The sequence below is a fragment of the Arthrobacter sp. MOO21 genome (assembly GCF_057369995.2).
This window is the reverse complement of record NZ_CM170671.2, coordinates 2,436,636-2,459,657: the sequence shown is the minus strand read 5'-3', so window position 1 is coordinate 2,459,657 and position 23,022 is coordinate 2,436,636. Positions and strand designations below refer to the sequence as shown.

General features: G+C 68.8%; 22 protein-coding genes. 6 read left to right on the top strand and 16 right to left on the bottom strand.

Going from position 1 to position 23,022, the window contains the following annotated elements; genetic code table 11:
• Window positions 1-2: 2 nt before the first annotated feature.
• The 5 genes from proC to AC2JAJ_RS11365 all read right to left on the bottom strand — a co-directional run bounded on the left by proC (window position 3) and on the right by AC2JAJ_RS11365 (window position 7,060).
• Entirely contained in the window at window positions 3-836 is an 834-nt protein-coding gene (gene proC, locus AC2JAJ_RS11385; RefSeq protein ID WP_221386072.1) for a pyrroline-5-carboxylate reductase, read from the bottom strand.
• Window positions 837-1,070: 234 nt separating this feature from the next.
• The gene (locus AC2JAJ_RS11380) at window positions 1,071-2,060 is read right to left on the bottom strand and encodes a Ppx/GppA phosphatase family protein (RefSeq protein ID WP_221386071.1); all 990 of its coding nucleotides are present in this window, start codon (window positions 2,058-2,060) and stop codon (window positions 1,071-1,073) included.
• Between the two features lie 7 nt (window positions 2,061-2,067).
• Window positions 2,068-2,487, bottom strand: coding sequence for an SseB family protein (locus tag AC2JAJ_RS11375; protein ID WP_486415804.1), 420 nt, complete (start codon window positions 2,485-2,487; stop codon window positions 2,068-2,070).
• A 60-nt stretch (window positions 2,488-2,547) separates the two neighbouring features.
• The gene (topA, locus tag AC2JAJ_RS11370; protein WP_486415805.1) at window positions 2,548-5,274 is read right to left on the bottom strand and encodes a type I DNA topoisomerase; all 2,727 of its coding nucleotides are present in this window, start codon (window positions 5,272-5,274) and stop codon (window positions 2,548-2,550) included.
• Window positions 5,275-5,398: 124 nt separating this feature from the next.
• A complete protein-coding gene (locus AC2JAJ_RS11365; protein WP_501053123.1) occupies window positions 5,399-7,060 on the bottom strand; it encodes a DUF7059 domain-containing protein in 1,662 nt (553 codons plus the stop codon).
• Window positions 7,061-7,104: 44 nt separating this feature from the next.
• Between AC2JAJ_RS11365 and AC2JAJ_RS11360 the strand changes: the two genes are divergently transcribed.
• Window positions 7,105-7,593 (top strand): DUF6023 family protein, encoded by a 489-nt coding sequence (locus tag AC2JAJ_RS11360; RefSeq protein ID WP_486415807.1) that lies wholly within the window; start codon window positions 7,105-7,107, stop codon window positions 7,591-7,593.
• Between the two features lie 51 nt (window positions 7,594-7,644).
• The gene (locus AC2JAJ_RS11355; protein ID WP_486415808.1) at window positions 7,645-8,220 is read left to right on the top strand and encodes a DUF6023 family protein; all 576 of its coding nucleotides are present in this window, start codon (window positions 7,645-7,647) and stop codon (window positions 8,218-8,220) included.
• 13 nt (window positions 8,221-8,233) lie between these two features.
• Here the strand turns inward: AC2JAJ_RS11355 and trhO are convergent, their stop codons facing one another.
• Window positions 8,234-9,130, bottom strand: coding sequence for an oxygen-dependent tRNA uridine(34) hydroxylase TrhO (gene trhO / locus AC2JAJ_RS11350; RefSeq protein ID WP_486415809.1), 897 nt, complete (start codon window positions 9,128-9,130; stop codon window positions 8,234-8,236).
• A gap of 150 nt (window positions 9,131-9,280) precedes the next feature.
• On the opposite strand from trhO, the gene AC2JAJ_RS11345 reads away from it, so the two are divergent.
• Window positions 9,281-9,973 (top strand): GNAT family N-acetyltransferase, encoded by a 693-nt coding sequence (locus tag AC2JAJ_RS11345; protein WP_473696074.1) that lies wholly within the window; start codon window positions 9,281-9,283, stop codon window positions 9,971-9,973.
• Window positions 9,974-10,045: 72 nt separating this feature from the next.
• Entirely contained in the window at window positions 10,046-12,421 is a 2,376-nt protein-coding gene (locus tag AC2JAJ_RS11340) for a DEAD/DEAH box helicase (protein WP_473696072.1), read from the top strand.
• A 32-nt stretch (window positions 12,422-12,453) separates the two neighbouring features.
• Here the strand turns inward: AC2JAJ_RS11340 and AC2JAJ_RS11335 are convergent, their stop codons facing one another.
• The 7 genes from AC2JAJ_RS11335 to ssd all read right to left on the bottom strand — a co-directional run bounded on the left by AC2JAJ_RS11335 (window position 12,454) and on the right by ssd (window position 17,700).
• Window positions 12,454-12,879, bottom strand: a complete 426-nt coding sequence (locus AC2JAJ_RS11335) for an Rv3654c family TadE-like protein (RefSeq protein ID WP_486415810.1) — start codon at window positions 12,877-12,879, stop codon at window positions 12,454-12,456.
• Window positions 12,876-13,220, bottom strand: coding sequence for a TadE family type IV pilus minor pilin (locus AC2JAJ_RS11330; RefSeq protein ID WP_486415811.1), 345 nt, complete (start codon window positions 13,218-13,220; stop codon window positions 12,876-12,878). Before AC2JAJ_RS11330 ends, AC2JAJ_RS11335 begins: the two co-directional genes overlap by 4 nt.
• A gap of 134 nt (window positions 13,221-13,354) precedes the next feature.
• Window positions 13,355-13,750: a DUF4244 domain-containing protein gene (locus AC2JAJ_RS11325; protein WP_486415812.1), complete on the bottom strand. Its 396-nt coding sequence runs from the start codon at window positions 13,748-13,750 to the stop codon at window positions 13,355-13,357.
• Between the two features lie 149 nt (window positions 13,751-13,899).
• Complete coding sequence (locus AC2JAJ_RS11320) at window positions 13,900-14,505, bottom strand: type II secretion system F family protein (protein WP_486415813.1); 606 nt, start codon at window positions 14,503-14,505, stop codon at window positions 13,900-13,902.
• Entirely contained in the window at window positions 14,502-15,326 is an 825-nt protein-coding gene (locus tag AC2JAJ_RS11315; protein ID WP_486415814.1) for a type II secretion system F family protein, read from the bottom strand. Before AC2JAJ_RS11315 ends, AC2JAJ_RS11320 begins: the two co-directional genes overlap by 4 nt.
• Window positions 15,323-16,669, bottom strand: coding sequence for a TadA family conjugal transfer-associated ATPase (locus AC2JAJ_RS11310; protein ID WP_486415815.1), 1,347 nt, complete (start codon window positions 16,667-16,669; stop codon window positions 15,323-15,325). Before AC2JAJ_RS11310 ends, AC2JAJ_RS11315 begins: the two co-directional genes overlap by 4 nt.
• Window positions 16,666-17,700 carry a septum site-determining protein Ssd gene (ssd, locus tag AC2JAJ_RS11305; protein WP_486416700.1) on the bottom strand — a complete coding sequence of 345 codons (1,035 nt, stop codon included), beginning with the start codon at window positions 17,698-17,700 and terminating at the stop codon, window positions 16,666-16,668. The genes AC2JAJ_RS11310 and ssd overlap by 4 nt, the downstream gene beginning before the upstream one ends.
• Before the next feature lie 288 nt (window positions 17,701-17,988).
• Here ssd and AC2JAJ_RS11300 point away from each other — a divergent pair, with 288 nt between their 5' ends.
• Window positions 17,989-19,728 (top strand): bifunctional 3'-5' exonuclease/DNA polymerase, encoded by a 1,740-nt coding sequence (locus AC2JAJ_RS11300; protein ID WP_486415816.1) that lies wholly within the window; start codon window positions 17,989-17,991, stop codon window positions 19,726-19,728.
• A gap of 147 nt (window positions 19,729-19,875) precedes the next feature.
• Window positions 19,876-20,067: a YegP family protein gene (locus AC2JAJ_RS11295; protein WP_221386043.1), complete on the top strand. Its 192-nt coding sequence runs from the start codon at window positions 19,876-19,878 to the stop codon at window positions 20,065-20,067.
• Between the two features lie 13 nt (window positions 20,068-20,080).
• Here the strand turns inward: AC2JAJ_RS11295 and AC2JAJ_RS11290 are convergent, their stop codons facing one another.
• The 3 genes from AC2JAJ_RS11290 to AC2JAJ_RS11280 all read right to left on the bottom strand — a co-directional run bounded on the left by AC2JAJ_RS11290 (window position 20,081) and on the right by AC2JAJ_RS11280 (window position 22,820).
• Window positions 20,081-20,758: an NUDIX hydrolase gene (locus AC2JAJ_RS11290; RefSeq protein WP_221386042.1), complete on the bottom strand. Its 678-nt coding sequence runs from the start codon at window positions 20,756-20,758 to the stop codon at window positions 20,081-20,083.
• A complete protein-coding gene (nth, locus tag AC2JAJ_RS11285) occupies window positions 20,755-21,549 on the bottom strand; it encodes an endonuclease III (RefSeq protein ID WP_221386897.1) in 795 nt (264 codons plus the stop codon). The genes AC2JAJ_RS11290 and nth overlap by 4 nt, the downstream gene beginning before the upstream one ends.
• Before the next feature lie 83 nt (window positions 21,550-21,632).
• Entirely contained in the window at window positions 21,633-22,820 is a 1,188-nt protein-coding gene (locus AC2JAJ_RS11280) for a hypothetical protein (protein ID WP_501053122.1), read from the bottom strand.
• Window positions 22,821-23,022: the final 202 nt, after the last annotated feature.

The window sequence follows — 23,022 nt, the reverse complement described above, 5'->3', positions numbered from 1 at the left end:
GCTTAGCCCAGCTGCTTGGTGATTTCCGCCGCCCGGTCGGCCGCTGCGCGGGCGCCGGCGGCGATGATCGCGGGGATGCCCTGCTCATCGAACGTGGCGATGGCCCGTTCGGTGGTGCCGTTGGGGCTGGTGACCGCTTTACGCAGCGCTGAGGGATCCGCGCCCGGCTCGGCAAGCATCAGGCCTGCCCCGGCCACGGTTTCGCGGGCCAGCAGCAGGGACAGTTCGCGGTCCAGTCCCAGTTCCTCCCCCGCAGCGGCCATCGCCTCTGCCAGGTAGAAGGCGTAGGCGGGGCCCGACCCGCTGATGGCGGACAGGGCGTCCACCTGTTCCTCCGGGACCTCAACGACTGTTCCGGCGCCCTGCAGGATGTCCTTGACCTTCCGGAGCTGGTCCGCGGAGCAGTGGGTCCCGGGAGACACCGACACGACGCCGCGGCCCAGCTTTGCGGGGGTGTTCGGCATGGTGCGGATGACGGGCTGCCCGGCCGGGAGCGCGGCTTCGAGCTGGGCGATGGACACGGCGGCAGCCACGCTGACCACCACAGTTCCGGGTGCGAGTACGGGGCTGATTTCGCGTGCCAGGTCGGCAATGCCAACGGGCTTGACGCCAAGAATGACGACGGCGGCCCCCTTGGTGGCCTGCCTGTTGTTGTCCGGCTCTTCCTCGCCGGCGATCGCGGTGATGCCGTGGTAGCGCTCGGCCAGTTCGGCGGCCCTCTCAGCACGGCGGACAGTGGCCACGACGTCACCGGGGTCGGTACCCGCCTCCAGCAGGCCGCCAAGGATGGCTTCGTTCATGGATCCACAGCCAAGGAATGCGATTCGGTTGCTCATGCCTCCATCATTGCAGTTCGCAACCATTCACAGGCAACTCCCATGTTCACTGCAGGAAGCGCACAAGTTGGTTTCTTACTGTAGGTATTACCTCATTGAGGGTGCGAGTGATGCGGCAGGCATGGGGATGCCTGCCAGGGCACCGGTGGCACGGCAACAGGTTTTCCCCCATTTTCCTGTTACCGGCCCCGGTGCTTCCGCGCTTAACGGGTCTGGATGGTGAACGCAGCCGCTCTAGACGGCGGCTTCCACCGTCTTGGATGGCGCCACGTGCGGCGCCGGTTCGAGCGGGCCGTCAAACACCAGCTGGTCCAGGCGGCGCAGGATCAGGCCTTCGCGCAGCGCCCACGGGCAGATGCGCAGCTTCTTGAACTTGAACATTTCCAAGGCAGCCTCGGCAACCATAGCGCCGGCGAGCAGCTGGTGGGCCCGCGCTTCCGACACGCCAGGCAGGTGCAGGCGGTCCTCGGAACTCATGGCGGAGATCCGCTGGGTCCAGATGCCCAGGTCCGAAGCGTGCAGTTCGCGTTTCACGTAGGGACCTTCGGCGCTGGGAGCGGCACCTGCGATCCTGGCCAGGGAACGGAACGTCTTGGACGTCCCTGCCACCACGTTGGCCCGGCCCAGGCCGTCGAACTCCCGGACCGCGGGCTTGAGCGTGGCCCGGATGTAGCGCCGGAGTTCCTTGACGCTCTTGGCCGACGGCGGATCCTCCGCCAGCCAGTCGCGGGTGAGGCGGCTGGCGCCCAACGGTACAGAGGTGGCCACTTCGGGAAGCTCGTCCTGGCCGAAAGCCATTTCGAAGGAGCCGCCGCCGATGTCCAGGTTGAGGATGGGGCCGGCGCCCCAGCCGTGCCAGCGCCGGACCGCGAAGAAGGTCATCGACGCCTCCTCGCTGCCGGTCAGTTCCTGGAGGGTCACGGTGGTTTCGTGCTTCACGCGGGCCAGGACGGCCGGTCCGTTGGTGGCCTCGCGGATGGCCGAGGTACAGAAGGCCAGCAGGTCCTCTGCCTTGTGCCGGGCGGCAAACTCCCAGGCTTCCAGGACGAACTCAGCCAGTTCATGCTGGCCCTGATCGCTGATGCTCCCGTCGGGTTCGAGGTACTGCACCAGGGACAGGGGCCGCTTGTGTGACGCGAACGGAACCGGTTGGGCACCGGGGTGCGCATCCACCAGGAGCAGGTGGACAGTGTTGGACCCTATGTCGAGGACGCCTAGCCGCATGGAGCCATTATTCCTCGTCGGCGCGCTTGAAGTCGCGCCTGATGTTGGCCACGCCCTCCGGATTGATTTCGAAACCGTACGCGGCTCCTGGATTGATCACCAGGCCCAGTTCATCGCCGATGTTGGCGATGATGGCCGCGCCCTGGGTGCCCAGCACGTTCGGGGCAGCCTCCAGGTACGGCTGGTCCACCCGGCTGGGGTGTGAGAAGACCGCCAGGACGGGGTCGCCGTCGGCGTTGGCCAGGACCAGGGGCTCCACCTGGGAATCCTCGGTCTCCACCGTGTCCGGGCTGATGATGTAGACCTCGCTGTTCAGGAAGGACAGGATGACGTCCACCGGGTCCGCGTCGGGCTGCCCGCCGGTGGCGAGCTTCTCCTCAAGGTCGTTGAGCGGATTGGTGTCGTCGATTCCCTGCTGTTCAGTCATACACCTACTCGATCACGTTGGACTCTCCACCGCAATCCGGCCAAATGCTGTTACGCGGGGCTACTTCTTGGCCGTTGCCTTCTTCTTGGCCGGCGCCTTGCGTGCGGCCGTGCGCTTGACCGGGCCCTTGGCGCGCTTCTCGGCCAGCAGTTCCACTGCCTGCTCCCGCGTGAGCTCCTCAAGGGAGGTGGCGCGGGGAACCGTGATGTTGGTGATGCCGTCGGTGATGTAGGGCCCGAACCGGCCTTCCTTCACCACGATGTTCTTTTCGGAGACGGGATCCGGGCCGAACTCCGCCAGCGGCGGCACTGCTGCCCGGGCTCCGCGCTGCTTCGGCTGGGAGTAGATCTCCAGGGCCTGGTCCAGGGTGATGGTGAAGATCTCTTCCTCGGAGCCGATGGACCGGGAGTCGGTCCCCTTCTTCAGGTACGGGCCGAACCTGCCGTTCTGCACCGTGATCAGGTTGCCTTCGGCGTCCTCGCCCAGGGCGCGGGGCAGGCTCATCAGCTGCAGCGCCTCGTCCAGGGTCACCGACTCCACGGTCATGGACTTGAAGAGCGACCCGGTGCGCGGCTTGGCCTTGACCGGCTTCTTCGGCGGCTTGGGCTTGCCGTTCTTGTAGTACTCCACCGGCTGGGCGGCGATCTGTTCCTCGGTCATCTCGGGGATGACCTCGGTGACATAGGCGCCGTAGCGGCCGTTCTTTGCCACCACCGTGTGCCCGGTGTGCGGGTCGGTGCCGAGGACGCGTTCCTCCGGGGCCGCCGTCTCCATCAGTTCGATGGCCTTGGCCGCGGTCAGCTCGTCCGGCGCCAGGTCCTCGGGCACGTTGGCGCGCGCCGATTCGACGATCTCGCCCGTCTTCGGGTCCACCACGGCGGCGGAGCTCTCCAGGTACGGGCCGAACTTGCCCACCCGGAGGGTGATCTCGTCGGTGATCGGAATGGAGTTGATTTCCCGGGCATCGATCTCGCCCAGGTTGTTCACGATGCTCAGCAGGCCGGGATCGGAATCCTCGCCAAAGTAGAAGTGCCGCAGCCAGGAGGCGCCGGCTTCCTGGCCGTTGGCGATCTTGTCCAGGTCGCCTTCCATGTCGGCGGTGAACTCGTAGTCGACGTAGTCGCTGAAGTGCTGCTCCAGCAGCCGGATCACGGAGAAGGCAATCCAGCTGGGCACCAGCGCCGACCCCTGTTTCCGCACATAGCCGCGGTCCTGGATGGTGGAAATGGTGGAGGCGTACGTGGACGGGCGGCCGATGCCGCGCTTCTCCAGCTCCGCGGTCAGGGACGCTTCCGTGTACCGCGGCGGCGGCGAGGTCTCATGCCCCACTGCCACGATGTCGGCGGCGGTCAGGGAGTCGTCCTTGGCCACGTTCGGCAGCCGGCGTGCTTCGTCCGAGTCGTCGTCGCCCCGGGTTTCGTCCTTGCCTTCCTCGTAGGCGGCGAGGAAGCCGGGGAACGTGATCACGGTGCCGGAGGCGGAGAACTCGGCGTCACGCCCGTCGGTGGACACGGCACCCAGGCGGATGGTCGCCGTCGAACCCTTGGCATCGCCCATCTGGGAGGCGACGGTGCGCTTCCAGATGAGTTCGTAGAGCCGGAACTCGTCGCCGGAGAGCTGGGAGGCCACCTGGGCAGGAGTGCGGAAGGAGTCACCGGCGGGCCGGATGGCCTCGTGCGCTTCCTGGGCGTTGGCCGCCTTGTTGGAGTAGACCCGCGGTGACTGCGGGACGTATTCGGGGCCGTACAGCTCCGAGGCCTGCCGCCGCGCGGCCGTGATGGCTTCGTCGCTCAGCGCCGAGGAGTCGGTACGCATATAGGTGATGTAGCCGTTTTCATACAGGCGCTGGGCGATCTGCATGGTGCTCTTGGACGAGAAACGGAGTTTCCGTCCGGCCTCCTGCTGCAGCGTGGAGGTGGTGAACGGGGCGGCCGGCCGGCGGGTGTAGGGCTTGGTGTCAACGGAACGGACACGGAACGCAGCGTCCTGCAGCCCGGCTGCCAGGGACGTGGCCAGCTCCTCGTTGAGGTGGGCGACGTTCTTCGAGGTGAGGACACCGTCGTCGTTGAAGTCACGGCCGGTGGCCACCTTGGCCCCGTCGACGGCGGCGAGCTTCGCCTTGAAGGAGCCCGAGTCCGCGCCGAACTGGCCGGTGAGGTCCCAGTAGGAGGCGGCCTTGAAGGCCATCCTTTCGCGTTCGCGGTCCACCACCATGCGGGTGACCACGGACTGCACGCGGCCGGCGGACAGGCCGCGTGCCACCTTGCGCCACAGCACCGGCGAAATCTCGTAGCCGTAGAGGCGGTCCAGGATGCGCCGGGTTTCCTGGGCATCCACCAGGGCGGAGTCGACGTCGCGCAGGTTGCCCATGGCGCGCTGGATGGCTTCCTTGGTGATTTCGCCGAACGTCATCCGGTACACCGGGACCTTGGGCTTGAGCACTTCCAGCAGGTGCCACGCGATGGCTTCGCCCTCGCGGTCCCCATCTGTTGCGAGGTAGAGTTCGTCGGCGTCCTTGAGCGCAGCTTTGAGCTCGGTCACCTTTTTCTTCTTGTCCGGGGACACCACGTAGTACGGCTTGAAGTCGTGGTCAACGTCGACGGCGAACTTGCCGATCGAGGTCTTCTTCAGCTCGGCGGGGAGCTCGGACGGCTGCGGCAGGTCGCGGATGTGACCGATGGAGGCCTCTACGATGAAGCCCTCGCCCAGGTACTTGGCGATGGTCTTGCTCTTGGCCGGAGACTCCACAATCACGAGTTTCTTGCCGGTTTTGGCCTTGCTTGGCACGGTGCTCCTACAGAAAAAGATTGCTCGGGCAGATGCGCCCATGTTCGCCTAGTTCACCATATTTTGCAGAATTCTGCGCATCCATGTGGAAAAGAGGGGGGTTGCCGGGGAGGCTTCCCCGGCCTCATTCCACGGCCGGAACCAGGAAGCCGTCGCGCACCAGATTGGCCACATCGGTGAGGAGGGCACGCCGGAAGGAACCGTCGTCGAACCCGTCCCCGTCGCCGGCTGCACCGCCCAGCAGCGCCTCCAGCGCGCCGGCGATCTGCCCGGCCGAAAGATCGCCGTCGCACGCCGAAACGAACCCGGCAAGTTCGGTGCTCAGCAGGTTGGTGCGGCGCAGCCCGGCGCCCTGCCGGAGCAGGATCACGCCCGGGTGCTCGGCGCCCGGCCGCTGGTGGCGTTCCTCGGTGACGTCGTCCGCCACGAGCAGGTATGCATCCTCAAGGCTGTGCGCTGCCAGCCAGTCATGGCGTTCGACGGCGGCGCCCAGGTGGGGGCCAATGGGCTGCTCAATGGGGTACGTGATTTCCTCGAACCGGCTCAGCGCCGACTGCACGGACGCCTGTCCCCCGGGCACGGGCCGGCGCAGCCAGACCATGCCGAAACCGATCCCTTCCACGTTCCGCGTCTCGAAATCGGCGAGGTAGGCGGCGTAGGCATCCCGGTAGTGCTTCCGGTCCCGGGACTCGGAGGCGTCCTGCAGCCATGTTTCGGCGTATTGTTCGGGGCTGACCTGCTCGCGCTGGATGAACCAGGCGTCCACGCCGGGGCGCACCCATGACCTCGGCCGGTCCTGCCATTCACCGCCGGCGGGAACCTCCCAGTTGCCGAGCATCTGTGCGGTGCCGCCCGGCGCCAGGATACCGGGCAGGTCGGCCACCAGGGCGGAGACAATCCCGTCGCCCGCCAGGCCGCCGTCGCGGTAGGTGAACTGGTCCGCGGCGTCCTCGCCGGCGCTGCGCGGGGTGATGACGAACGGCGGGTTGGAGACCACCAGCCCGAATTCCTCCCCGGCTACCGGCTCCAGCAGCGAGCCCAGGCGCAGGCTCACCCGCTCTTCGAGCCGCTCCGGGTCCACGGAGAGGGCGTCGGCGTTGAGCAGGATGTTGAAGCGGGCGTAGGCGAGGGCGCGTTCGGAGATGTCAGTGGCGGTCACATGCTCGCAGTGGTGCAGGAGGTGGAACGCCTGGATGCCGCAGCCGGTGCCGAGGTCCAGCGCGCGGACGGTGTGGCGGCGGACGGTGGTCTGCACCAGGGTGGTGGAGGCCTGTCCGATGCCCAGCACGTGGTCGTGCCGCAAGACGCCCGCCTGCTGGTGGGCCGCGAGGTCGCTGGCCACCCAGAGTTCGGCACCGCCGCTGCCGTCCTCGTTCTGGTCCCAGCCGTACGGCCGCAGGTCCGCCTTGGCTGTGAGCAGGGATGTGCCGGGTACGGGCTGCACCAGCCCCAGCGCCAGGAGTCCGTCCCCGCGGAGCCCCGGCAGGGCGTCGTCGAGCGTTTCACGTTCCTGGGGCTCGGCGAGGAGCCAGAGGCGGACGACGGCGGCGAGCGCCGCTGCGCCCCTGTCCGCCAGGACAGCCCGCTCGGCAGCGAGCATCGCGGGGATCACCTGGTCCCGGTTCAGCGCCGCGGAGGCCGTCGGGCCCAGGAGCCGGGCGACACCGTCGAGCGTGTAGTCCAGCCGGCGCAGGTCCGCGGCCAGCGCGGCGAGCAGTCCGGGTGCATCGCTGCGGGGGGCGTCGGGGATGTTGCCGGCGGTGAACTCGTAAGGGGATCTAGGCACCGCTCAAGTTTAGTCCGGCCGGTGTGCGGGGGTACGGTGGAGCCATGCCTTCCCGCCTTTCCCTCGTTTCGCGCGCCCGCCGGGCCTCCGGAACGGTGCGGCGGTCGACGCTGCCGGCAGCCGTGTCCGCCGGGGTCCTGGGCCTTGCCGCCGTCTTCGGGCTGGCTGGGTGCTCGTCCACGTCCTCGGTGGAGAACGCGGACGTTCCGAAGTGGCGGGCCACAGCGCTGCCCGAGGCGCCGGGCGTTGTGCTCCAGGATTCGGGAAAGATCCTCAACCGGGACCGCACCGTGCAGCAGGCGGCCACCGTTCCTGCGGGCAGGTATACGCTCACGCTGGTGTGCGACGGCAGCGGCAAGGCCTTCTTTGATGTGACGCTGGACGGCAAGGCGGTGGCGGAAGCCGGGGCGGCCTGCAACGGCAGCCGGGAAACCACCAGGATTTCCCTGCCTACGGCCGGACGGGTGGAAATCAGCGGCGCCAGCGTCGATGCCCCGCTGGTCTACGCGTACCAACTGGCACCGGCGCAGTAACCGCCCGTGCCGGCTCTGGCCCGCCGCCTGCCAGGGGCCTAAAGTCGGACTATGCCCAGTGTGCGGAGGTTCTCCGCGCCCCGTCCTGCCAGGACGCCGGGGGCGCCCCCGGCAGTGAGGCCGGCGCCCGCCGTCGCGCTTGGGCTTGCGCTTGGGATGGTGCTGGGGGCGGGAGCGCTGGCTGGCTGCGAATACACGTACGACGACGGACGGGCCGGCAACGTGCGGGGCACCGCCACCGCGGCCCCCGAGGCACCCTTCACCCGGGACCCGCTGCAGCAGGATCCGGTCAGCGAAGCCGGGCTGGGTGAGTGGGTGTCCTGGACATTCCCGGACGTCCCCCAGGAGGTGGTCCATGCCGACGCCGGGCTGCTGGCCTCCGGCGAAGTCAGGACCCTGTCCTCACCGGTCCTGCACACCGGAACCTACATGCTTGCCCTCGCGTGCCGCAGCCAGCGGCGGGTCACCTTCACCGTCCGTACCGAGACGCTCACCCTGGTGGACCTGGGGCTGCGGTGTGGCGTCAACCGTGAGAACGTCATCTATCTCTCCACGGACAGCGCCCTGTCTGTGAGGCTGGAGGCACACAGCGCGGCCAATTTCGCTTTCCGCCTGCGCCGGCTTTGAGCCTCCTGCTGCCTCAGGCCGCTGCGCAGCCCCCGGGACAGCGGAGCGTCTCGGGGCTGGAGGCGCATCCGGCGCAGTACAGTGTCAGGGTCCGGCAGCTGGGATTGGAGCAGTTCTCGAACTTACTGGTCGGCGCTGAGCAGCGGGCGCACTGGCCGATGGTCTTGGCCTGGTCGCTGAACTCGAGGTGCATGCGCTTGTCGAAGACGTAGAGCGAGCCCTCCCAGAGCCCCTGGTCCTTGAAGGCCTCGCCGTAGCGGACGATGCCGCCGTCCAGCTGGTAGACCTCCTTGAAGCCGCGGTTCACCATCAGGCTGGAGAGGACCTCGCACCTGATGCCGCCCGTGCAATAGGTGACCACCGGCTTGTCCTTGAGGTCGTCGTACTTGCCGGATTCGAGCTCCTTGATGAAGTCGTGGGTCGTGGCGACGTCGGGGACCACTGCGTCCTTGAAACGGCCGATCTGCGCTTCGAAGGCGTTCCGGCCGTCGAAGAAGACAACGTCCCCGCCCTCCTGCTTCTTGGCCTGCACCAGCTCGTGCAGTTCCTCCGGCTTGAGGTGCTTGCCGCCGCCAACCACGCCGTTCCCGTCCACTTTGAGCTCTCCGGGGGCGCCGAAGGAGACGATCTCGTCCCGTACCTTGACGCTGAGCCTCGGGAAGTCCTCCGCGCCGCCGTCGGACCATTTGACGTCGATGCCCCGGAAGCCGGGGTACTCGCGGGTGGTTTTGACATACTGCTTAACGGCCCGGATTTCGCCGCCGACCGTGGCGTTGATGCCGTCCTTGGAAATGAGGATGCGGCCCGTCAGGCCCAGTTTCTCGCAGAGGGCGCGCTGCCAGAGCCGCACCGCGTCAGGGTCTGCGATGGGGGTAAAGCCGTAAAAGAGCACAATCCGGTTCAAAGCCACGTATTTAAGGGTACCGGCTGGTACAAAAGTGGCTGGCGGCGGGAACGCGAATCATGCCCGCAGGGCCGCCCACACCCGGTGCGTATCACGATTGCATAAGCTCTTTCCTGCCCCCTGTTGCTGGCGATCGCGCTGGCATAGTCTCAAGTCATGAGCCCGGAAACCATTGTTGAAGACATCACTGGCCTGCTTGAAGTCTGGGTTGCCGGCTGGGCGGGCTGCCGAGGATATCGGACCTCCACCGAGGGCCGCTTTCCCACTGCGTTCCGGGCGGATACGAGCGGTGAGTGGGAAGTTTTCGCGTCCGAACCCACAGATGCCGAGTTCGCATTCCTGGCTGCCAGAACGGCCCAGTCCCCCGCGCGGGTGCTGACAATCCTGACCAACAATCCCGCCCGGTACACGGCGCTGGCGGCCCAGCACGGGCTTAACGTGACCTCCGATACGCAGACGATGATGATCGTCGACATGGAGACCCAGGACGCCGAGGATCCGTGGCTTTCCGACGACGACCTCCGCCTGCACACGTACGAGGAGGAGGGCGTCCACTACGCCGAGGTCCGCTCCGGGGACACCATCGCGGCCAGCGGCCGGGTGTTCGTGGTTGGCGACACCGCGGTGTTCGACAAGATCATCACGCAGCCTGCCTTCCAGCGCAGGGGCCTGGGCAGTTTCATCATGCGGGCGCTGGCCGCCCAGGCCTTCGGGCACGACGTGCAGACCGGGCTGCTGTTGGCGTCCGCCGACGGCCAGAAGCTGTACTCGCATCTTGGGTGGAGCACCATCGCCCGGGTCCTGATGCTCTCCGCATCGTATGAGGGAGCGGACCTCTCGCTGAGCTGAATTCCGCCGGGCGCGCTGCCTTTCCCGGCGAACCGTGACTGCGCGGCTGGTGCCGGATGAAACAATGGTGGGGTGAATCCCCATGACTCCCTGCTTCCCCTGCTGGGCCGTGGCCCGGACCCGGAACAGCTGCGTCATGTCCGGACCATTCCCGCCCGTGCCGCCATCCACGAACCCTGGCCGAAGTGGGTGCACCCGGACCTGGTGAAGGCCTACGGGTCGCTCGGCATCCGGGAGCCTTTCAGGCACCAGGTGGAAGCTGCCGATATCGCCCACTCCGGGGAGCACGTGGTGATCTCAACGGGTACCGCTTCCGGAAAATCACTGGCCTACCAATTGCCCGCGCTGGACGCCATCCACCGCTCCGAGCTGCGGGTCCTTGCAGATCCGGGAAAGATCCACGGCGACGGCGCTGTGACGCTCTACCTCTCCCCCACCAAGGCGCTGGCCGCCGACCAGTTGAACGCCATCCGCGCCCTGAAGCTGCCCACGGTCCGGGCGGAAACGTACGACGGCGACACCGATCCCGCCTCGCGCCGGTGGATCCGGGACCACGCCAACTTCATCCTGGCCAACCCCGACATGCTGCATTTTGGCATCCTCCCCAACCACGCCTGGTGGGCCGGGTTCTTCCGCCGGCTGCGTTACGTCATCGTGGACGAGGCCCATAGCTACCGCGGCGTGTTCGGGTCGCACGTTGCGAACCTTCTGCGGCGGCTGCGCCGCATCTGTGCCTATTACGGCGCGGGAACCTCATTTCCCGAGCCGGTGTTCATCGCAGCGTCGGCAACAGCCTCAGAGCCTGATGCCTCGTTCTCCCGCCTCATCGGCGCCCCGGTCCAGGCCGTGTCCGGCGACTGTTCCCCGCACGGAGCCACCACCGTGGCCTTCTGGGAGCCGGCACTGACTGACATCAAGGGCGAGAACGGCGCCAGGGAACGGCGGACGGCGGTAGCGGAAACCTCAGACCTGCTGGCCAACCTGGTCTCCGCGCAGGTCCGCACCATCGCCTTCATCAAGTCCCGGCGCGGCGCCGAAACCATCTCCGCCATCACCAAGCGGCTGCTCGATGAAGTGGATCCCAGCCTGCCGCAGCGGGTGGCGGCCTACCGCTCCGGGTACCTGCCGGAGGAACGGCGCGAGGTTGAGAAGTCCCTGCGTTCAGGCCGGCTCCTGGGGGTTTCCAGTACCTCAGCACTGGAACTGGGAATCGACATCTCCGGCCTCGACGCAGTCCTGGTGGCCGGGTGGCCGGGAACCCGGGCATCCCTGTTCCAGCAGATCGGCAGGGCAGGGCGGGCCGGGCAGGACGCGATCGCCGCGTTCGTGGCCAGCGACGACCCGCTGGACACATTCCTCGTGAACCACCCCGAGGCCATTTTCGACGTGTCGGTTGAGGCGACGGTCTTCGATCCCTCCAATCCCTACGTGCTGGGTCCCCACTTGTGCGCGGCGGCAGCAGAACTGCCGCTGGGTCCGGCTGAGCTCGACCTCTTCGGCAGCACCGCGGAAATGCTCCTGGACCGACTGGTGGCGCAGGGCTATCTCCGGCGGCGGCCCGCGGGCTGGTTCTGGACCCATTCCCAGAGCGCCGCGGGCATGGTCAGCCTGCGGGGCGACGGCGGGGGCCCGGTGAGCATCGTCGATGCCGAGACCGGTTCCCTCCTGGGAACCATGGACTCACCGCAGACGCACTACCAGGCCCACACCGGGGCCGTCTATGTCCACCAGGGCGACACCTACGTGGTGGAGGACCTGAACGAAGACGACCACTGCGTCATGGTGCGCCGGGCGAATCCCGACTACTACACCACAGCACGGGACGTGACCCAGATCGAGGTGCTGGATACGCAGCGGAGCATGCAGTGGGGGGACGTGACAGTCCACTTCGGTGACGTGAAGGTGACCACCCAGGTTGTCTCCTTCCAGCGCAAGGCCCTGATTTCCAACGAGGTGCTCGGCGAGGAACCGCTGGAGCTGGGAGCACGCGACCTGTTCACCAAAGCCGTGTGGTTCGTCGTGGACAACAGGCCGCTGACAGCGGCGGGACTCATCGAGGCCCAGTTCCCGGGCGCACTGCACGCGGCCGAACATGCCGCGATCGGGCTCCTGCCGCTGGTGGCTTCCAGCGACCGGTGGGACATCGGCGGAGTGTCCACGGCACTGCACGCCGACACCGGGGTGCCCACCATTTTCGTGTATGACGGGCACCCCGGCGGCGCGGGGTTCGCCGAGCGGGGCTTCGACAAGGCCAAGGTCTGGCTGACGGCCACCCGGGATGCAATCAAGGCCTGCGAATGCGATTCCGGCTGCCCGTCCTGTGTCCAGTCACCCAAGTGCGGCAACAAGAACAACCCGTTGGACAAGGCCGCGGCTGTGACCCTGCTGGACGTCCTGCTCAAGGACGCCGCCGAAGCTCCCGGCCTGCCGGTGGAGGCCCAGAGGTGAAGGGATCTCTTTCCACCCCAGGTCTGATGCGCCTAGGGCGGCGGCCCGGCGCGCGCCTGCCCGGTTGCCGGCCCCAGCACTGACCTTTCCTCCAGCTCAGTCCGGACTTCAAGGGTTTGGTCGCTGCCCTCGGCGCAGCTGAGCAATGCCGCCGCGTGCCGGGCTGCCACCTCGGCGGCGACGGCGCACGGCTCCCCCTGGGTAACACCCCTCAGCGCATCCGCTCCCGCCAGCGCCGCGAGGTCCGCTGCCGCAGCGGCACGGCTTGCCAGCACGGCCGACTGGGCCAGCAGCAGAACGACGGCCATGGCCGCCATGACCACGAGTGCAAGACCGGCGGCCAGGATGGTCCCGGAGCCCCGCTCCCGAACGTTCTGTTCCTGCGGATTTCCGGTCCCACCGCTGCCCCCGTCATCCTTGGCCTTCCGGGGCCCCGGGTTCCGCCATACCCCCGTCAAGAGCCGCCTCCCGCCGCTGACCCGCCGGCAGTACCGCTCCCTGCCGTTTCGCTGCGTGCCGATGCCCGGGCTGTCAGGGTCCAGGGGATGGCGGAGCCGAGGGGACCGGGAACACGGTCCGAGACAGTGATACGCAACCACTCGCCGTCGGCGGCCACCGAGGCGGAGGCGGACCCGCCGGCAAGTGTCCTGACTGTTCCTTCCACGGCTGCCGGACTGTCACCCCGGGCCAACGCCCTTGCTCCGGCCCGGGCGCCCTCTTCGATCCGCAGTTGCGTCATGCCTGCGGCGGCTGCCGCGAGCAGCATGGCCAGCAGGGCCACGACCGCAGGCAGGGCCACGGCAAACTCGGCCGTTACCGTCCCGCGGCAGTCCGGCCCTCCAGCCGTTGGCCCGCTTGCACCTGCAGCACTCGCGTTCACGCCGCAGCCGGCCGGGCGGGAACCTGGCCACCGCAGCCCTGCCGGCACGCGGATCACGGCAACGCCAGGGCGGTACGGATCAGGTTCAGCAGGAATCCGCGCACCTCGTCACTGCGGAGGATGAACACGAGCAGTCCGGCGAAGCCCACGGCAGCCAGGGTGGCGATGGCGTACTCCGCGGTGGCCATCCCGGCTTCCGACCCCCGCAGCCTTATGCCTTGCCGTGTCCGCGGCGGACGGCAGCCGGGATACAGCTCAACGACGTTATCCTGCACCGGCCCTGGCTGGTGCCCCACGCCGCCATCGTGCAGGCTGCCCCGCATTCCCGGCGTGCCCTCCGGGGAAGTCCCGGGGGCCGGACTGCCATCCGTGGAGGCAGTCCCGTTCATGAGGACAGTTCCGCTGCTGCAGGCGGTGCCGTTGGTGAAGTTGGGTTGGTGGATGGACATCTGGATTCCTTTCGTGATGGACCGGCGGATTACCGGCAGTCCTGACTCTTCCCGGAGCTGCCGTAGCGGGTAAGGGACGGGGCTGGCTAAGTGGATAAGCGGGCCTCTTCCACGGCTGTGGAGGAATTGTCCGGGGCCAGGTGCCGCTGCTAGGAGCCGGACGGCACCAAGGCCAGCAGCACGGGCACGACGCCCAGGCAGATGAAGGCGGGCAAGGAACACAGGCCGAGGGGAACCACCAGCTTCACGCCCAGCGAGGCGGCACGCTTCTCGGCCGCGCGGAACCTTTCCCGCCGAAGCCTTGCCGCCTGGGCGTACAGGATCGCCGAGGAAGGGGCGCCCGTCAGCGCCGCAAAGCCCAGGGCGTCGCGCAGCTCCAGGACTTCGGGGAGGCGGACCGCAGAGCTGCGCCACGCCGTCTCCCAGTCAGCACCGATGGCCAGCGCAGAAACCACCGGCCGCAGTGCATCCCTGTAGTGGGGCGAGGCGGAACCGGCCACCAAGGCGAGGGAACGGCCGATTCCAGCACCGGCGTCCAGCATTGCCGCCACGAGTTCGAGCATCATCGCCGTGTCGGCCAAACCGCCCACGGGCCAGCCCGCTGCGGGAACGGCGGCTGCTTCCCGGTCCGGCAGGCGCTGCCGGCACACCCGCAGGAGCCGTCTCCTCGGCCCGCCCTGTCCCGGGCAGGCAAGCCACACACCGGCTGCGAGCAACAGGAACAGCAGCGGTACCTGAGCCCATGTCCCGGTCATGGTGTTCCGGCCCCTGCCGCCACGGACACGAGGCGGGCGGACCACACCCTGCCGGCGACAGTCAGTGCAACCCCGCCAACGAGTGCGGCCAGCCCCAGCGGCGTGCCAAGCAGTGTTGCCAGCGGGTCCACTCCCAGTGCCGTCCCCAGTCCCAGTCCCATCAGCGGAAGCCAGGTCAGGAGGCGGACCGTTGCCCTGGGCCCTGCCAAGGCGGTCTGCCGGGCAGCGTCGGCGTCCTCCTCCGCTTCCAGCTGGGCCGCGAACCTGGTCAGCACGTCGGCGAGCGGACATCCGCTGGCTTCGGCAATATCGCAGCATGCTGCCAGGTCGGACCAGGTCCTTGCCTCCCTGGCTCCTTCCCTGCCGGGAAATGCCGCGGGCAGGGAACGCCGGATCGCTTCCGAAACCGGCGCTCCCGTCATTGCGGCAACACGGGCGGAGGCCAGGACGGCAACGGAACCGCCCGACAGGACGGCCGCTGCCGGACGACCGGCGGACTGAAGCAACTGCCCCTCCTGCCCGGCCCCGCCGTACAAAGTCCACAGTTCGTCCCAGAGCCGCCCCGGCGTCCGGCCACCCCTGAGCAGCGCAGCCAGCTGCTGCACCAACAGGATCAGCCCCGGCCCGCGGTGCACCTTCCCGGTTCCTGCGGCCAGCCTGGCCCGCCGGATAGGCCGGTGCCGGGCAAAACCAGGATCTGCCCGCGCTGGAGCGGCAGGCCCCCTACCGGCTGCCGCAAGGAGCCTGGCGGCCGCACCCACCGGTGGCTTGAGCAGCAGCACCACCGCCGTGCACAGGAGCACGGCCAGGATGACCGTCACGGGCCATCCCCCGGCCCTATCGCCAGCCGGGCGGCCAATGCGGGCCATGCCGGGCCGGGCGAGCCTCCTTCAACGAGTGCCGGCGCGACCGCAAGGCCGTCCGGACCATCGCTGAAGACGCCCACGCACAGCACTTCCGGGCCCCGGGACGTCCTGCCGACATGGACCACGACGTCGAGGGCGCTCGCAGCCTGGAGCCGCACCGCATCAGGGCCCATCCCGGCGAGCGCGCCCAGCGCCGTCAGCCGGGCCGGGACCGCTGCTGCGGTGTTGGCATGGATGGTGCCCCCTCCGCCGCTGTGCCCCGTGTTCATGGCGGTCAGGAGTTCCCGCACCTCGGCACCCCGGCACTCGCCCACCACCAACCTGTCCGGCCGCATCCGCAGCGCCTGCCGGACCAGCTCCCCCAAGTCCACGGTGCCCCCGCCTTCGAGGTTCCCGTGGCGCGACTCAAGGGCCACAACGTGGGGGTGCACCGGGTTCAGCTCAGACGCGTCCTCGATCAGGACCAGGCGTTCCTCCGCCGGACACAGACCCAGCAGCGTGGACAGCAGGGTGGTCTTCCCCGAGCCCGTGGCGCCGCTGACCAGGAAGCTGAGTCTTCGTTCCACCACCCTCTCCAGCACCGTCTGCACCAGCGGACCGAACATTCCCCCGGCACGCATCTCCGCCATGGTGAAGACCCGCTCCCGGCGGATGCGGACACTCAGCAGCGTCCCTGACGTGGAAACCGGCGGCAACACGGCGTGGACACGGTAGCCGCCGGCCAGCCTGACATCGACACAGGGTGAGCCGTCGTCCAGGCGTCGGCCACCGGCGGCCACCAGCCTGCAGGCCAGTGCCCGCAACGGGGCTTCACCCTCGAACATGACGGGGACGCGCTCGATGCCGCGGCCCCGGTCCACCCACACCGATTCGGGAGCGTTGACGAAGATATCGGTGACGGCGGGATCCCGTGTGAGCTCCTGCAGCGGCCCCAGCCCATTCAATTCGGCGCTGATCCGCTCCGCAGCGGCGAGCGAACCGGCAGTCCCCAACAACTTCCCCGTGGCCTGGACAGCGGCAGCAACGCGGGACGGTGTCACGGCACCCGCGTCAGCCATCATGGATTCGCGGACGGATTCCAGGAGTCCGTAATCGACCGCGGCACGACCGCCCGCCGCCTCCCGCCGCCGTAGCTGCCGGTTCACCTGGTTCACAGAGTTCGCCTGGCTCGCATCGTTCGGTTGGCGCGCATAGTTCGCCTGGTTTGCCTGGCCCGCTTGGTTCGCCTGGTTCGCCTCGAGCAGCCGGGCACTGCGTCGGGCCCCTATCCCTGCTCCCCCGGGGCCGGGCCGGCTCATGCCAGCTCCCCTGCCGGCAGGTCATCCCCCAGCCAGTCGAGTACCGATGCCGCGAAGTGCCGGACGTTCCGCCGCTTCCCAAGGTCCAGCAGGCGGCCTGATTCCACGGCTCCCGGGACGGCCCTCAGTTCAGGCACCCGCCCCTGGACTGGCAGCCCGACCGCGTCCGCAATCAGGGAACTGTCCAGCGCCGTCCCCGGACGCCCGCGGACCAGGAGTGCGGCCTCCACGGGCGGAAGCTCCTGCAATACGCGCACGGCAGCCACCGCTGCCTTCAGTTGTGCTGGAACCACCACCATGATGCGGTCACAGTCCCACGCGACCGTCCGGAGCGGCTCGGCACCCCGGCCCACGTCCACCACCACCAGCTCATAACCACGGCGGGCAGCGTCGAGCACGCCGGCCGTGGTGGCAGCGGCGACGGGGACAGGTTGTTCCCGGACTGCCGGCCAGGACAGGAACGCGAAACCACCGGCCACCGGCAGGGAGTCCGCCAGCTGCAGGGGGTCGATGCTGCCCCTGGCCCCTGCGAGGTCCGGCCAGCGCAGGCCAGGATTTTCCTCGGCCGCGAGCGCCAGCTCCAGCCCGCCTCCCCAGGGGTCCCCGTCCACCAGCAAAACCCGGACGCCCAACCCCGCAGCGGCCTGGGCGATCCAGATGGCGGCCGTGGTGGCGCCTGCCCCACCGCAACCGCCGGTAACACCAAGCACCACACCGCCGGGGCCCGGTGACCGGGACCTGCTGAGGTGGTCAGCCAGCCAGGCGGCGGCGTCCGGCAGCACGGCAACCCGTTCGGCGCCGAGGGCAGCTGCCAGGTGCCAGAGGCTGTCGCCTTCCCCGTCGAGTCCCACCAGGACAGCCGGCCTGCGGCGCCTTGGCGGCAGTTCCTTCACGTCGCTGCCGACCAGGACTGCAGACACCGCGTCCCAGTGCCGGCCGCCCTCGACCGTATCGGCTGCAACACGCAGGTGACCGCCGGCGGCGGCCACGATCCGCTCCACCTCGCCGCGGAGAACGGCGGACGAAGTTATCAGCAGCACTTCGCTGCCGTCCGGGAGCCAGGCGGCACCGTCCCCCGCCGCCTGGTCCACCCAGCCGCCACCGGCCGGTGGCGTTTCGGCGCCGCGGGACCGCACAAAGGGATCAGCGCCGGGCGCGGTTTGCGGGGCATTCAGTTGGTGCCTGCTCATGGGGCCACTCTGCCGGGGCGGCGGACCGGAGGTAAGGCCGCAGCAGCCGTATGTGGATAACCGGCGGCCCGGGAAAGGCCCCAGAAAGGCCCGGAAAGGCCCAGGACAGAAACAGGGCACAATTGGAACATGTACCTGCTGCTCGCCGCCCATCCAGGCGGCGCCGCAGTCCAGGAACTCACCCCGGCCGGACACGCCCGGCCGGCCGCCCCCGAACCGCGCGTGGTCCCCCACGGCGAGCTCCCCGCCGTCGTCCGCCAGCTGGAAGCCGCGCGGCCGGACGGACAGCCGCCACGCTGGATCTGGCACCGCACGCAGGACTGGTATCCGGCACTGCTGGCGGCCGGCGTCGAGGTGGAACGCTGCTACGACGTCAGCCTTTGCGGCAACATCCTGGCCTTCTCGCAGTTCACCGCGCACACCGAATATGCCCGGAACTCGGACCGGGTCCCGGCCGAGGATCCGCTGCTTCCCCCAAGGGCGCTGCAGCCGCCGCCCCCGCCGGCGGACCAGGACGCGCTGTTTGATGACCTTGGCGGCACTGGCCCGGCACCGCGCTGGGGCCTGGCAGAGCTGCGGGCCGAATATGCCGCCCAGCAGGGCGCGCTCGCCGCCGTCGATTTGGAGGAGAACCGCAGGGGCAGGCTGCAGCTCCTGCTCGCTGCCGAGTCCGCCGCCGCCATGGTGGCCGCCGAGATGCAGCACGCCGGCGTTCCGTGGCGCGAGGACCTGCACGAGCAGATGCTCGCGGATTGCCTCGGCCCCCGGCCACACCCCGGGCAACGGCCGGCCCGGTTGGAAGCACTGGCGCATGAGCTGCGTGCCCTGCTCAACTCCCCCGCGCTGAACCCGGATTCCCCGCAGGAACTGATGCGTGCCCTGCACCGCAACGGCATCGAGGTGAAGAGCACCCGGAAATGGGAACTGCGGGAGTCCAGCCACCCCGTCATCGAGCCACTGCTGGAGTACAAGAAGCTGTCGCGGCTGCATACGGCCAATGGCTGGACCTGGCTGGACGCGTGGGTGCATGGCGGCCGCTTCAGGCCTGAATATGTGGTGGGCGGCGTGGTATCCGGGCGCTGGGCCTCCCGCGGCGGAGGTGCCCTGCAGATCCCCCGCCTGGTCCGCGGTGCGGTGCACGCCGATCCCGGCCACAAACTGATCGTCGCCGACGCCTCCCAGCTGGAACCGCGCGTCCTGGTGGCACTCGCCCGGGATTCCTCGATGGCGGAGGCCGCACGCGACCAGGACCTTTACGCCGGCATCGCCGCCAAGGGGTTTGGCGGCGACCGTGCCAAGGCCAAGACGGCCCTCCTCGGTGCGATGTACGGGGCCACGTCCGGCGAAGCGGGCCGCCTCATGCCCCAGCTGGCCCGGACGTATCCCCGCGCCGTGGACTTTGTGGAGCGGGCGGCGCGGGCGGGCGAATCCGGCGCAACGGTGACCACCAGGTTGGGCCGCAGCACGCCTCCGCCGTCGGAACTGTGGTTCCGGAGCCAGCGCTCGGCCACGGCAGAGGAGCAGCGGCGGGCGGAGTCGATTGCCCGGTCGAGGGGCCGCTTCACCCGGAACTTCGTGGTGCAGGGTTCGGCGGCGGACTGGGCGGCGTGCTGGCTGGCGGAATTACGACGGCGGCTGCGCGCCTGGCAGCCGGGCGGCACCACCGGGACGGGCGGCGCCGTCCGGGCGGAGCTGGTCTTCTTCCTCCACGACGAGGTTATGGTCCATGCGCCGGTCGGGGCTGTTGATGCCGTCATCGGGGCCATCGAGGAGGCTGCCAGCGCGGCCAAGGAGTTGCTGTTTGGCACGATCCCGGTTGAATTCCCGGTCAGCGTGGCGGTTGTGGACTCCTATGACAAGGCGAAATAGGAGCGCGGAGGCTGCCCCGGAACGGGAAGTAACCTACCCGGGAGTAGTTCGACTGGCAGGGTGACGGAGGTTACAGTTCAAGTCGCGACTGAAGCAGACCGGTCACAAGCTGATGCAACGACGCATACCAGGGAGGCAGATCCGTCCATGGCGGGCAGATTCGAAATACACCGTGAAAGCGATGAGGCGTACCGGCTGCGGCTGACCGACGGGGACGGCAACATCGTCGCCGTGTCGCCCACCTTCAGGTCCCTCAGCCTGCTCCGGGATGGAATCAAGGCCATGCGGGAAAACGCGGCCACGGGAATCGTGGTGGACCTGCGCCAGCAACAGGCCTGATCCTGCAAAGCCCCTAGGCGCCGATAGGGTGCAGCCGGTCCTGGTCCCAAGGTACTGCCCAGCCGAGCTGGTCGAAGAGGCCGCTCAGCACGATGCCGGTAAACCCCCACACCAGCACGCCGTTGACGGTGAAGGCAGGGCTGTCGAAGGTGCGGCCTGCGCGATGGACGGTGGCCATGACGCGGTTATCCGGGTCCAGCAGGTCCCGGACCGGGACCCGGAAGACCTGGGCGGACTCTCCGTAGTCCACCACCCGGACCGGGGAAGGCGACTGCCACCAGCCCAGGACGGGCGTCACCAGGAAGTTGGTGTGGGCAAGGCCCAGCTCCTGGAGCGTGCCCAGGACTTCAACCCCGCCCGAGTCCAGGCCCGTCTCCTCCTCCGCTTCCCGAAGCGCCGCCTCCACGGGTGTCTCCCCGCGGTCGATGCGGCCGCCGGGAAAGGCGACCTGCCCCGGATGCGAACCCAGCGTGTGGGCGCGCTCCAGGAGCAGGACGTCCAGTTCCGCGGGCGCCAGGGGCTTGCCGGATTCTGCCGGGACGTCGTCGAGCACTCCAAAAAGCATCAGGACGGCGGCCCTGCGGGCCCGTGCAGCGTCAACCGTCAGGGCAGCCCAGCGGGGGTCCGGGGGCCCGGAGGTTCCCGCCGCAGCCCGCCGGGCCAGGTTGGCGAGGTCTTCGCGTGCGCTCACTGTGTCCTCTTTTGGGACGCCATCCTGATCTCGGCCGCACGGTGGGTTTCCGCCAGGAGCTGGTCCAGCAGGGCCTCGTTGCCGGGCGCGAGTTCGTACTTCAGGAGCTTCGCGGCCTTTGCCGCGTCGGTCTCGCCCAGCCCGTAACTGGGGCACCAGTTTGCCACTGGGCAGGCGCCGCAGGCGGGTTTGCGGGAGTGGCAGACGCGCCGGCCGTGGAAAACCACCCGGTGCGAGAGCATGGTCCAGTCCTTGGGTTCGAACAGTTCCGCGACGTCGTGTTCGATCTGAACCGGGTCCTCCGACTGCGTCCAGCCGAACCTGCGGGCCAGCCGGCCGAAGTGCGTGTCCACGGTGATGCCCGGGATGCCGAAAGCGTTCCCCAGGACCACGTTGGCGGTCTTCCGGCCCACGCCGGGCAGGGTCACAAGGTCTTCGAGCCGTCCCGGTACGACGCCGTCGTAGTCATCCACCAGTCGGGTTGCCAGGGCGATGAGGCTCCGGGTTTTGGCCCGGAAGAAACCCGTGGGTTTGATGATTTCTTCCAGCGCAGCCGGCTCCGCCTCCGCCATGGCCCTGGCATCCGGGTAGCGCGCGAAGAGCAGCGGGGTGATCTGGTTGACTGTGACGTCCGTGGTCTGCGCGGACAGGACCGTGGCCACCAGCAGTTCGAACGGGTTGGTGAAGTCGAGCTCCGCGTGCGCGTAGGGGTACTTCTCGGCAAGGGCCCTGTTGATGCGCCGGGCCCGCCGTTTCAGTGCAAGCAGCGACTCGGAGGAGACCACCGGCATGCCGGTGGCCTGGCCGTCGTGGATGCCCTGCCCGGCGGGTGCCTTCCCGCCAGGCTTGGCTGTCCGGAGCCCGGCCATGGGCCTTAGCCGCGCTCGATGTTGCTGAGGTCCCGGAGGACTCCCAGCCGCCCGTCGGTGTGCTGGACCAGGAATTCGTGGCCCCGGTCCTCAAGGGCGAGCACCCAGCCGCCGGGTTCAATCACGAACGCGGGCGCCCCGGTACGCGGGTCGAACGCGGTGCGGTGCTGCGCAACGGCGAACCAGAAGGCCTCATGGATGGGGACTTCGTCCGCTTCGTCGTGGCGGCTGGAGGGGTCGACCGTCGCTCCGATGGGTTCTTCGGGGCGGATTTGCTGGTGCACGGCGGTAGCGGCCGGCGGCTCCCAGGTGGCGCGCGGAGCGGAAGCGCCGGTGGCTCCCCCGGCACCCGATGCCGCGGACGTGGAGGTCGCGGCGTCAGCAGTGGAGGCAACAGGCGTCTGGGCAGGGCGTACGACGTCGGCCGCCTGGGTTGGCGGGCCCGCGTCAACGTCAGGGGTACGGTCCGTTACTTCCGGTGCTGCCGGGACCGGTGCGGCAGTGGCACTGCCGGCGCCTGCTCCGGTGGTCGGAACGGCGGCAGTGGCCGGCTGGGCGGCACGGGCAGGCTCAGGGGTGGAACGGGCAGGCTCGTGGGCGGCACGGGCAGGCTCAGGGGTGGAAGCGCCAGGCTGCACTGCCGAGGAGCCTGCGCCCGCTCCGCCAAACATGCCGGCACCCTTTCCGCCGTTCTTCGGCTGCTGGGACGTGGACTCCGGCTTGGGCTGCTTCGGTGCCCGCGGCGCCGGAACCGGAACGGCGGCGTCCCGGGCCACCAGGTGCGCCGGCGTTTCGGCCCGCCCCTGGAAGTCGCCGGCCAGATAGGGCAGGAACCGGCCCAGCACGGTGGCTGCAAAAAGGATTACCGAGCCAACCAGCGCCACGAGCAGGACATGGACGTAGGCGACGGCGACGGTCAGGAAGAAGAAAGCGACCGCAAAGGACGCCACCACCGATGCGAACTGGTCGATGGACAGGGATCCGATCCGGATCTTGGTGGCAGGTGCCAGCCTGCGTGCAGCGAACAGCGCGCTCACAATCAGCGGCAGGACGATCCCCAGGCCAAGGAAGAACAGGTTGCTCAGGTTCCACAGGTTGTAGCGTGCACCGAAGATGGGCAGCAGGGAGGCGATGAAGAGGATGAGCGTCGCAGCGAACACGGTCAGGTCCCGCACCGTGAACGGGCCCAGCACCGCCTGGTTCCCGTCCTTGGAAAAGCGGGACGGCGCCGCCTTGCCTGCGGACGCGGCCGGCCCGCCCCGCTGGCGGCACCCACCGCGCGGGCACCTGACTCCGGGTCGGGGCCGGTTCGCTGGCCGAAGCTTTGCTGGTTCATTCTGCTCTCCTTAGCGTGGCGGCACCGGGCCCGGTGCGGGCCCGAAAACTGTGCCGTCT